Source organism: Methyloceanibacter sp., assembly GCF_058506495.1.
This window is the reverse complement of record NZ_JBZMXT010000075.1, coordinates 1-10,777: the sequence shown is the minus strand read 5'-3', so window position 1 is coordinate 10,777 and position 10,777 is coordinate 1. Positions and strand designations below refer to the sequence as shown.

Here is a 10,777-nt window from a genome sequence, read left to right as displayed (position 1 = left end):
AAGCAAAAGCACCAAGCCCAAGCGCTGCCGCAATCGCTACGCGGCTAGATGTTCTCGTAAGTCCCCCAAACATCTCCATGTCCACCTTCCCTGGCCAAATTACCTAATCCAAAACTCTCGGTTCTGCTGCGGTTGATTGCCTTACTCGGCGTTTGTTTCGTCGAAATGCGGACGAATTCCCTCAGCAGAGAGTTCTAACATCTGCTTATACGCGATCCGCCTGGAAGGTAAATTGCTAACAAACCGGGCGTACAGCTTTTCGCCCGCGTTGTGACATTTAGGCCACGAGTTTCATGCCGGGACGCAAGCTGGCAGATTCGGGGCTGAGCACAGACACTTTGGTTTAAATACAGACACTTAGTCAGCCTGAGGTTTGAGTAGCGGCATTGCCCAGCAGTCGCCGGAGGCCACAGCAATGGCACGCCTCGTCGCCCGCCTGTGCACAATTCCTGCCCAAGACATGGGCTGTTTCGCATCAGTTTGGAATCAGCTCTATTGGTCAGAGTGTTAACGCGCGGCTTGTGCGCATTTTGGTGTCGCGATGACTGCCCGCATGGGCTACGACTCAGAGTTCGACCGGAGTGACAAGTGCGCGAGGGGAAACTCAGGGCTATAGTCGGTATGCCATCCGAGGAAGAAGAGCTATTGAAGGGACTTCGCGTGCTGGTCGTCGAGGATCAGGCGCCTATTGCGCTTCAGTTGGAGGATATGCTCGTTGAGTCCGAGTGCCAGGTCGTCGGCCCGGCAAGTCGGGTCGGGCAAGCCTTGAGACTATTAGGTGAAAACGTGGTCGACGCCGCTGTGCTCGATCTCAATGTCGCCGGGGAGCTGGTCTACCCCGTCGCGGACGCCCTGGATGCGCGGGGGCTGCCTTATATTTTCGCCACAGGCTACGACCCAAGCGATGTTTCCGGCCGCTACGGCCATCGCAACATCGTGCAGAAGCCGTTCTCGCGGCTCGTCTTTCTCGAAGCCTTTCGCGCGACCGTCCGCCAGAACTGACGCCATCGCACCATTCGTCAGGATCACGCCCGGAGAACAACACTCCCGGTGACGTGAAAGTTGAGATGAGTCAAACACAACTGTGACTGCCATGCGACATTGAGACGGCATGGGGGCAGCCCGTTGTTCTTGTGAAGATGCCGATATTGGGATAGGTAGCAGGGGCGACTACAGTGACGGTTGGAACTTTACACAAGCAAGACAAGAACTTGTGCCAACCGGACTGCTCAGGCTCTCCATTCTGTTCGACCAATAGCTGGGTGGCGTTGGCGAACGCCAAGGGTCTAGGGGAATAGGAGACATATGGACTACGAGAATCAGTTCCGACGGCATCTTGAGTCGCTGCACCAAGAGGGTCGCTATCGCGTTTTTGCCGATTTAAAGCGGCGTTGTGGCGCCTATCCCGTCGCCGACCACTTCACAGACCGGGGCACGCGAGATGTCACGGTTTGGTGTTCCAATGATTATCTCGGCATGAGCCAGCACCCTGCGGTGCGTGAGGCAATGCACGAGGCAATCGATCAGGTTGGAGCCGGTTCTGGGGGAACCCGCAACATTTCTGGTACGACGCACTATCATGTGGAACTCGAAGCCGAATTGGCAGACCTCCATAATAAAGAGGCCGCACTTCTTTTCACATCCGCTTACATTGCCAACGACGCAACGCTGTCGACGCTAACCCGCCTGATCCCAGGCCTGGAGATCTTCTCAGACGAGAAGAACCACGCATCGATGATCGAGGGCATTCGGCATGGCGCCGGCCCGAAACACATCTTCCGGCACAACGACCTCGATCATCTCGAAGCGCTGTTGAAGTCCGTTCCCCTAGACACGCCGAAGCTGATCGCGTTCGAGAGCGTCTACTCCATGGACGGTCACATCGCGCCGATCGGCACGGTTTGCGACTTCGCTGACAAATATAACGCCTTGACCTACCTCGACGAGGTTCATGCCGTCGGGCTCTACGGCCCGCACGGCGGCGGTATCGCCGAATTGGAAGGCGTAATGGACCGCGTCGACATCATCAATGGCACGCTGGCAAAGGGCTTTGGCGTCATGGGCGGCTATATCGCCGCAAGCAGAGCCTGCTGCGATGCGATCCGATCCTACGCGCCGGGCTTTATCTTCACGACATCGTTGGCGCCCGCCGTCGCGGCTGGAGCCCTCGCCTCCATCCGCCACCTCAAGCGCTCGGAAATTGAACGAGCGCGGCATCGCGAGCGGGTCCAAACCCTTAAAACAATGCTCGCGGACGTGGGCTTGCCGGTTATGGACAACCCAAGTCACATCGTGCCGGTCATGGTCGGCGATCCGGTGCACTGTAAGGCGGTGACCGATACGCTGCTATCGGACTACCGAATCTATGTGCAGCCGATCAACTACCCGACGGTGCCGCGAGGCACAGAGCGGATGCGTCTCACCCCATCACCCGTCCATACGGATGCTCAGATGGCCTTTTTAGTCTCGTCCCTTCGCGAGCTTTGGGCAGCGTGCCCTGTTGCGAACGGTCAGTATGTGAGGCTTGCGGCAGAGTAGCCAGGTAAGGTCGTCATCATGGGGGTCCGGGCGCTTGCCGCACTCATGCGCTGTGGAAACACTGTGGCTTTCCATCAGATGCCGGCGGAGGCATCGGCACTCGACGGAAGCTCGTGCCTCGAAGCGGCAGAGATGATTGAGGCCGGCGAAGCTTTATCTGAAACGGAAAAAGAAAAAGCTCACCAAGCCTGCCGCCGCGCATTGGAGGCGACCGGGAGCATCGTCCAAAAGCAGCAGTTTGAGGAGGCGGACTTCGCAATCACCGGACAGCGGCACAAATATTAGGTTTCGGGCTGCGCTGGCCGAACCGTTACCGCCGCATGATCCAAGCGGCAATGAACGATACCGTCAGCAAAGCAAGCAGACACAACAACACGATCACCCCGATCGCGCCGATAATGCCCTTGAGGGTTCCCCAAAACCCGAATGTCGCCACCATGGCGGCCAGCAGCAAGAAGATGATGATTGGCATGCGTTAGTCCTCGCCCCAGTTTGTTCGAACTGCCGGTTCGAGCCTGTCCCCGTGCCGCCGAGAAACACCAAATCTTCCCAAGTCGATAGTCGCAAATCTCCTTGGCTGCAGCAGGAAACTGCGCCGCCCATAGCAGCGCCGCACTAATGCCGGCGGAACAGTAGTTTGCGCATCATGTCGGAACCGACTGCGACCTCGACCTCACGAAACGTGAAATACGGGAGCAAAGCCAAACCCAAAATTAGAATCCAAGCCAGCACACCGCCAAAGCCGCCGACCACGCTCGAAGGACCTGAGCCTATCCCGGCAACACCCAAGACGCTCATTTCCACCGCATAGGCCAAGACAAGTCCAACGCCGAAAACAAGGGTCTTGAAGCCAATTGTGTATATCAGCGGCTTGTGTTGAAGGCTCTGGAGGAAGCTCTGACGCTCAAGCACAGGCCATGCCCGCATCAGCACGAATGCATTCAAAGTCGTGAGTATGAAAAAGCTGAGACCGATCCCTAGTTGCGCGCCAGTAGCCAATGCATGCAGAGTCAGAACAGCGAACACAATCCAGAGATAGGCACAAAACCCGCCGAATGTTCTGAGGTCCGCGATGAGCTGCGCCTGAAACGAGAGCTTTGCAGCCTCCGCTTCGCCTCGCAGGGCCTTCGCAAGCGCCCCGACATTCTCGTCGATCGTGTCATCGAGTAGAGGATCGTCCGCAAGCCCAACGCCGTGCCGCTCCGGCGCACTAGTTCTTTCTGTGGCGACGTCGTCGTCCGCATGAGCGTCCGCGGCATCCAGTGAAGGTTCGCCGACGGGCGCCCCGGAATCGTCGGCCTCTGCGAGTCCAAAGATCGCATCGGCGGACTTCCATTCGTCGAGCCCCTCAGTCCAAAGAAGGTCCCCCGGCTGAAAATTGCCGCCTTCGGCAAACAAGGACAGCTCACGGTCCGAAAGCGGTCCATGCTGCTCTCCATCACGGCTCAGATACCAGCGCGCGCCCACGAGTTCAGCGTTATTCTCGTTCACCCCTGCTTTCTGCATTGTCCTCCCCATAGTCCGCCCAGACAATAAGCCGCTGCCTTAGCATCCCCGACGATCTAACGTCGAGGCCAGAAATTCGTATGGCGACGCCTGGGCCAGAGGTAGCAGATTCCCCGCAGCAACTTAGTTCTCAGCCAAGTGAGCACCAAGGCGAAGACCCCACGCATAGATAGTCAGCGAAGGGTTCACGCGGCTGGCGCGAGGGAGCGGGCTCCCATCACCAACATACAGGCTCTCCATCCCATGGACCTTCCCATGGGTATCCACGACTGATCGTGCCGGGTCGGTTCCTGTCACCATGCTACCAAGCGCGTGGGCCGTGCCGGCCATCCCCATATACTTGTCGAAACCAACGAGACCTGCCGCCAGTAGACGCTCAATCCAGGCGTCTATCAACGCGCGGTGCTCCTTCACCGCGTGCGGAATACGATCCAGGCTGTAGTCCATCCTAGGTCGGCCGCCGGGACCGCCAGAAACAATCCGGTTTTCGGCGCTCGACGAATCCTCTGTCGTAGCCCAGAAGCCGATCGCTTTCTTGCCGAGCAACTTGTCTACGAACGCGGGAACCTCCGGCGGAACCTGCGCCGCCAACAGTTCGGCGTCGATCCAACCGAGACACTGCATCGACGAATGGGGGAAACGATTATTGTAAAGTACGGCGGTCTTGCGGAGCATGTCATGATCGGTGAATGGAGAGAAACCGAGCAGGGCGGAGTTGATATGCATCTTGAAGTTGGCACCTAAGAGGTCGCCACACGCAAGTCCCAAACCGCTCGCACGCAAGTGATCCTGAAGAATACGAGGCGAACTCATCGCCCCCGCCGCAAGTACCACTGTCTTCGCGTGGTAACTTGACCCGTCTGCACACTGCACCCCGATGATTTTTCGAGGATTGCCCGGCGCGGCGACAAGCGCCGATACCGGATCGCCCGCAACGAGCTTGAAGTTTGGCTTGTCGCGAATGTGGTCCAGCAGGTTGCGCTCTGAATCTGATTTCAACCCCGAAGGCGATGCAAACCCGTCGAAGTGCTTGGCTTCATCCGGATGGTTTATGATGTCATGAGATAGACCGAGCGGTAGCGGGTGTAGCTCCCATCCAGGGTCCGCCATCGTGATCTTGTCCAGCAGAGCTTGTAGTTGGGGCTCGTTCTTGAACGTTGTGATCCGCAGCAAGTCTGACGCTTCGTCGTAGAACGGCTCCAACTCATCGTAGCCAAAGGGCCAGCCGAGAAGGTCGAAATTTGGTTCCGCCTCGAACTCTTCGGGACGAAAGCGAAACAGTGCCGCGCCGTACCACTTTGTTTTCCCGCCAACATTGTAGAACTCGCCGGGAACGAACTCCTTGCCCTTACTATCGAGCCAAGGCTCATGATTCTTGAAGACGCCTTCCACAAAAACTTTCCGAACGTCCAGCGTGGAAGCGTCGCGCCGCAGGAACGGCCCTTTTTCGAGCAGCAAGACGCTCTTGCCCGCAAGCGTAAGCTTGTAAGCAACGCTCGCGCCGCCCGCGCCGCTTCCGACAACGAGCACGTCATACTGGTCGGACATGATGCTCCCCTCTACGTCTGATTCGGACGCTCAGGCGTCGGGCCTCGTTCTTCGATGGGTCTTTGCGATTCAGCACCGTTGCCGATGCGTGCCACCATGTCTAGGTTGGATGCGGATCAATTGACGTCGAGTTCGTGTCGTTCCGGTTACGACGCTGGTGGAACGGCAGCAAACCTGCCAATGGAGACTGAAAATGCCCCTAAAGAACAAGGTCGCGATCGTCACTGGCGGCAATACGGGGATCGGCAAAGCCATCGTTCTTGAGCTCGCCAAACACGGCGTCAACATCGTTATCGACTATGTCGCCCATCCCGAGGCCACCGACGCTCTGGAACAGAAGGTCGCGGCCCTCGACGACAGATGCATTGGTATCGACGCGGATGTGGGCGAGATTGGCGACCTGGAGAAGCTCATCGGTGGCGCCGTCGCAAAATTCGGCCGACTCGACATCTTTGTAAACAACGCCGGAATCGAGACCCGAACATCGGTGTTGGATACCACAGAGGCGCAATACGACGCTGTTTTGAAGATCAATCTGAAGAGCGCATTTTTTGCAACTCAGTTAGCCGCCAAGCAGATGATCAGCCAGGGCGACGGCGGGCGTATCATCAACATAACCTCCACCCATGAGGACTGGCCGATGCCCGGCAACACCCCCTACTGCCTCTCAAAAGGTGGCATGCGCATGCTCACCCGCACTGCCGGCGTTGAGCTTGCGCCCCACAACATTCTCATCGTGGGTGTGGGACCCGGCGCGATTGAGACGCCAATCAATACCAGTACGATGGACGACCCCTCGAAGCTAAAGAAACTCGATGCGGCGATCCCCCTTGGCCGCATGGCGAAGCCGGAGGAGATTGCAACGGTTGTTGCCTTCCTTGCTGGTGATGGTGCGAGCTATATGACCGCAACCTCGGTGATGGTCGATGGCGGCTTGATGCAATCGAGCCCTGGGCTTTAGAGTCGCCTCGCCATGGCTCTTCCTATCGAAGATTACGCGCTGATCGGCGACTGCGAGACAGCTGCTCTTGTCGGGCGTAACGGGTCCATCGATTGGCTTTGTCTGCCGCGCTTCGATTCGGAAGCTTGCTTTGCCGCCCTCCTCGGCGATGACAACAATGGGCGGTGGCAGATTTCAGCGACGGACCCAAAGGCGAAGATCACACGTCGGTACAGGCCCGATACACTGATTCTAGAGACCCGTTTTGAGACGAAGAGCGGCGCGGCGACGCTCATCGACTTCATGTATCCCTGCGAGAAGCACCCGAATGTCATAAGGCTTGTCGTTGGCGAGAGGGGCACGATCGAGTTCACGTCCGAACTCGTCGTACGCTTCGGCTACGGCGAATCTGTCCCCTGGGTCACGACAATGCCAGATGGGCGCCTTCGGATCGTCGCGGGTCCTAGCCGGATCGTGCTGCAGTCTTCCGTCCAGATGCATGGTGAAAACTTCAAGACTGTCGGGACGTTCTCGGCGAAGAAAGGGGAGACTGCCTCCTTCGCCCTCACCTATAGCGAATCGTGGATACCCGAGCCGGTCGAGTTCGATGCGAACTCGTTGACCCATGGGACGGAGCAGTTCTGGAAGGATTGGACTTCCAGCTGCACAACCGAGGGCCCTTACGCGAGCATCGTCAAGCGATCTCTGATCACTCTGAAAGCAATGACGTATCAGCCGACCGGCGGCCTGGTTGCTGCTGCTACGACGTCGCTGCCCGAACAATTCGGTGGACCACGCAACTGGGACTATCGCTATTGCTGGGTTCGCGATGCCACGCTGACGCTGCTGGCCCTCATGAATACAGGCTACTACGACGAGGCGCGCTCATGGCGCGAATGGCTCTTGCGTGCCGTCGCCGGCAGCCCGAAGCAAATGCAGATCATGTACGGCATAGCCGGCGAACGGAGGCTCTACGAGGTCGAGCTACCATGGCTAAAAGGGTACGAGAACTCTACGCCAGTGCGGATCGGCAATGCCGCTCACAGTCAGGTGCAACTTGATGTCTACGGCGAGATGCTGGACGCCGTCCATCAGGCCCGCAAGGGCGGCCTTGCGCCATTGCAGTCCGGTTGGGACCTACAGCGCGCCATCATCGAGCAGGTGGAAGAAGTCTGGCACAAGCCGGACGAGGGCATATGGGAAGTACGCAGCGGACCCGAGCAGTTCGTTTACTCAAAAGTCATGGCGTGGGTCGCGTTCGACCGCACGATCCGGAGCGCGGAACGCTTCAAGTTGAAGGGACCTATCGAGCACTGGCGCAAAGTGCGGGATACGATACACAAACAGGTTTGTGAGAAGGGCTTCAACGCAGAGCTCAACAGCTTCATGCGCTCATACGGCGCCACGGAAGTGGATGCGAGCCTGCTGCTGATCCCCGCTATGGGCTTTCTCCCGGCGACCGACCCCCGCGTTGTCGGAACCGTCGAGAGAATCGAGAAAACGTTGATGAAGGACGGCCTCGTCCAACGCTACGACACGTCCAAGGCCAACGATGGTCTGCCGCCAGGCGAGGGAATGTTCCTGGCATGCAGCTTTTGGCTCGTCGATGCTTATCTCATGATGGGGCGTGAGGAGGACGCGATCAAGTTTTTCGAGAAGCTCCTTGGTCTCTGCAACGATGTTGGCCTCTTGAGTGAGGAGTACGACCCCGAAGCAAAGCGGCTCTGCGGGAACTTCCCCCAAGCCTTCTCGCATCTGGCACTCGTCAATTCCGCATGCAATCTCGGGCGCGAAGGAAGGCCGGTTGAGCAGCGCTGCGACAAGGAAAAAACCATGGCCACGAGAAAGGCTGCAGCGAAGGCAGACGTAACGTAATAGGCGGGGCAGCATGAAGGCTGAGGCGTACATCCCATCGAGAAACCGGCTGCCGATGCCGCTGCGCATTCGGAAGGCCGCATGCTTCATCGCGATCACGCTAATGGCGTTGCCAGCAACTATGAGCACAGGCCAGGAGGCCAGCGCACCACCGCCACGGACCGAACACTACGTTCCGAGCTATACGGACGATATTCAGCCTCTCTTCAATAAGCGCTGCATTGCCTGCCACGGCTGCCTCGGGTCTCCCTGCAATCTAAAGCTCTCGTCGTTTCGCGGTCTTGAACGCGGTGGCTACGGCGAGAACCCCTATTCCGTTCACTTGGGCGATTACGGCCGAACGGGCATGAACGTGGTGCAAACAACGGCCGAATGGCGCGACCGTGGCTTTTATCCCGTGCTGTCGCGAGGCGGCTCCCGCACAGAAAACATATCCCGCTCAATGCTCACGCAAATGATCGAAGCGGGAGCAAAACACAACACGCCAGGGTTTTCGCGGAAGGAGTTGATGCCACTTTACAAGAGGCGCTACGAGCACACCTGTCCCGCGACGCCGGAAGCGCTTGCTGCACACATTGAAGAGAACCCGGCGATCGGCATGCCGTTCGGATTGCCCGCACTCGATGCCAAGGACGTTGACCGCTTGCGGGCATGGGTCGCCGGTGATGCACCAGGCCCAACGGATGCGCAACGCCGCGAGGCCAATATGGTCGCCGACCCTACGATCGTGCGGGCCTGGGAAGATTTCTTCAACGCGAAAGACAAGCGGTCAGCGCTCGTCTCCCGCTACATTTTCGATCACATGTTTTTGGCAACTATCGTCTTGGAGGAGAGCCCCGGCGATTATTTCAGACTTGTGCGCTCCAAGACGCCGCCGGGTGACCCGGGCCAAAACCCGCCAGCGCGGGTGGAGATTATCGACACGCCGTTTCCCTACACCAACCCCTACAAATACGCCGGCGTGGAACGGTTCTATTACCGCCTACATAAAGTCACGGAGCCGATCGTTCAGAAGAACCACTTCGTTTGGGGACTCGACAAGCGACACATCGAACACCTGCAGAAGCTGTTCTTAGATCGTGACTGGGGCAATAGCGCGAAGCTCGATGGGCCCGAGGATGCTCCGTGGGATCTTGGTAACCCGTTCAGGGTCTACCAAGCAATCCCCGTCGAAGCCCGTTATGGGTTTCTGCTGGAGAATTCGGAGGTGATCGTCTCAGGCATCACCTACGGCCCCGTTTGCCTCGGTCAAACGGCGACCTACGCCGTGAAGGATCAATTCTGGGTCTTCTTTGTTGATCCGAAGTACGACGTGTCCGTGCGCGATCCCAAGCTCGGGCTTGAGACCTGGGAAACGTTTATGGACCGGTCGCTCTTTGGCAACGATGCCTATGAGGAAGCCTACGCGGCTGCGCTCAAGAAGTTGCGGCCAAAGGGCTACACAATCGAGGCCATTTGGAACGGAGACAAAAAGGACCCTAACGCTTGGCTTACCGTCCTGCGTCACGAGTCCAACGTATCGGTCATGAAAGGGCGCCAGGGCGGAATTCCCCGCACATTGTGGCTCATGGATTATAGCGGGTTCGAGCGCATCTACTACGACACCGTCGCCAACTTCCAATACTGGTCCGGTGACATCCCGAAGCTTGAGACCCTCGTCTTCTTCAATTATTTGCGCCAGGAGTTCGAGGACAATTTCTTGCTCCTGCTGCCAGAGTCGGAGCGTGAGCAGTTTCGTAACGAGTGGACGCAAGGGCTTGGCCAAGTTGCACTCGCCCTTGAACCCTTCGCCGGCGGAGACCAGCCAACACAAGTTGAGACATCGGCTCGAGCGCCTATGCTCAGCCTCATCGAAGACATTCAAGACCATGTCGGGGAAACGGTCAGCGGCCCACGAGACCTCCTGAACCCGCACAAAAAGCCGAAAGTCTCTTTAGACGATCCCATCAAGAGCTACGACGACTGGGTCACGGCTGCATCGCTGCTGACACAAACGCGCACTTACAAGTTCCCGCGCTTCCTGCCGAGTGTCATTCTGCTCAGACTCAAGAATCCTGAGGGACATTCCCGCGTCTATTCGCTTGTCGCAAATCGGGTTTACGAAACGCAGGACACGATCTTGTTCCAGAACGGCCAAGAGCTGCCGCATCTCTATACGATGAGCATCTATCCGACGGTCATCGGCGGTTTTCCCAACTATTTTCTCGAAATGGAGCTTGAGCAGTCCGCAGAGTTCCTTCGAGGCCTCCGAAACGTCCAAACACTCCAAGACTGGAACCGCCTCCGCGATCGTTACGGTGTCCTGCGCAACAGTCCGCGGTTTTGGCCCACCTACGACTGGTTCACTGCCTGGAACAAGAAGCACCGGGG

9 protein-coding genes are annotated in these 10,777 nt (G+C 57.9%); 6 read left to right on the top strand and 3 right to left on the bottom strand.

Annotated features, from left to right (window positions below; genetic code table 11):
* The first annotated feature begins 588 nt into the window (after positions 1 to 588).
* The 3 genes from AC33YF_RS11225 to AC33YF_RS11215 all read left to right on the top strand — a co-directional run bounded on the left by AC33YF_RS11225 (position 589) and on the right by AC33YF_RS11215 (position 2,823).
* Positions 589 to 1,002 (top strand): response regulator, encoded by a 414-nt coding sequence (locus tag AC33YF_RS11225; RefSeq protein ID WP_491777291.1) that lies wholly within the window; start codon positions 589 to 591, stop codon positions 1,000 to 1,002.
* Between the two features lie 303 nt (positions 1,003 to 1,305).
* Positions 1,306 to 2,538 (top strand): 5-aminolevulinate synthase, encoded by a 1,233-nt coding sequence (hemA, locus tag AC33YF_RS11220; protein ID WP_491777290.1) that lies wholly within the window; start codon positions 1,306 to 1,308, stop codon positions 2,536 to 2,538.
* A 63-nt stretch (positions 2,539 to 2,601) separates the two neighbouring features.
* The gene (locus tag AC33YF_RS11215) at positions 2,602 to 2,823 is read left to right on the top strand and encodes a hypothetical protein (RefSeq protein ID WP_491777289.1); all 222 of its coding nucleotides are present in this window, start codon (positions 2,602 to 2,604) and stop codon (positions 2,821 to 2,823) included.
* 25 nt (positions 2,824 to 2,848) lie between these two features.
* Here the strand turns inward: AC33YF_RS11215 and AC33YF_RS11210 are convergent, their stop codons facing one another.
* From AC33YF_RS11210 to AC33YF_RS11200, 3 genes are all read right to left on the bottom strand, one after another.
* Positions 2,849 to 3,010, bottom strand: coding sequence for a hypothetical protein (locus AC33YF_RS11210; RefSeq protein WP_491777288.1), 162 nt, complete (start codon positions 3,008 to 3,010; stop codon positions 2,849 to 2,851).
* A gap of 143 nt (positions 3,011 to 3,153) precedes the next feature.
* Positions 3,154 to 4,044 (bottom strand): DUF4339 domain-containing protein, encoded by an 891-nt coding sequence (locus AC33YF_RS11205; protein WP_491777287.1) that lies wholly within the window; start codon positions 4,042 to 4,044, stop codon positions 3,154 to 3,156.
* Between the two features lie 123 nt (positions 4,045 to 4,167).
* A complete protein-coding gene (locus AC33YF_RS11200; RefSeq protein ID WP_491777286.1) occupies positions 4,168 to 5,592 on the bottom strand; it encodes an FAD-dependent oxidoreductase in 1,425 nt (474 codons plus the stop codon).
* A 193-nt stretch (positions 5,593 to 5,785) separates the two neighbouring features.
* Here AC33YF_RS11200 and AC33YF_RS11195 point away from each other — a divergent pair, with 193 nt between their 5' ends.
* From AC33YF_RS11195 to AC33YF_RS11185, 3 genes are all read left to right on the top strand, one after another.
* A complete protein-coding gene (locus tag AC33YF_RS11195; RefSeq protein ID WP_491777285.1) occupies positions 5,786 to 6,553 on the top strand; it encodes an SDR family NAD(P)-dependent oxidoreductase in 768 nt (255 codons plus the stop codon).
* Positions 6,554 to 6,565: 12 nt separating this feature from the next.
* The gene (locus AC33YF_RS11190) at positions 6,566 to 8,407 is read left to right on the top strand and encodes a glycoside hydrolase family 15 protein (protein WP_491777284.1); all 1,842 of its coding nucleotides are present in this window, start codon (positions 6,566 to 6,568) and stop codon (positions 8,405 to 8,407) included.
* Between the two features lie 13 nt (positions 8,408 to 8,420).
* Positions 8,421 to 10,777 (top strand): fatty acid cis/trans isomerase (locus AC33YF_RS11185; protein ID WP_491777283.1); only part of this gene is annotated, 2,357 nt, incomplete at its 3' end.

Bases quoted from the DNA above. Each gene is read 5' to 3' on its own strand.
- hemA (WP_491777290.1), top strand. From the start codon at position 1,306: ATGGACTACGAGAATCAGTTCCGACGGCATCTTGAGTCGCTGCACCAA.
- AC33YF_RS11210 (WP_491777288.1), bottom strand. From the start codon at position 3,010: ATGCCAATCATCATCTTCTTGCTGCTGGCCGCCATGGTGGCGACATTC.
- AC33YF_RS11205 (WP_491777287.1), bottom strand. From the start codon at position 4,044: ATGCAGAAAGCAGGGGTGAACGAGAATAACGCTGAACTCGTGGGCGCG.
- AC33YF_RS11200 (WP_491777286.1), bottom strand. From the start codon at position 5,592: ATGTCCGACCAGTATGACGTGCTCGTTGTCGGAAGCGGCGCGGGCGGC.
- AC33YF_RS11195 (WP_491777285.1), top strand. From the start codon at position 5,786: ATGCCCCTAAAGAACAAGGTCGCGATCGTCACTGGCGGCAATACGGGG.
- AC33YF_RS11190 (WP_491777284.1), top strand. From the start codon at position 6,566: ATGGCTCTTCCTATCGAAGATTACGCGCTGATCGGCGACTGCGAGACA.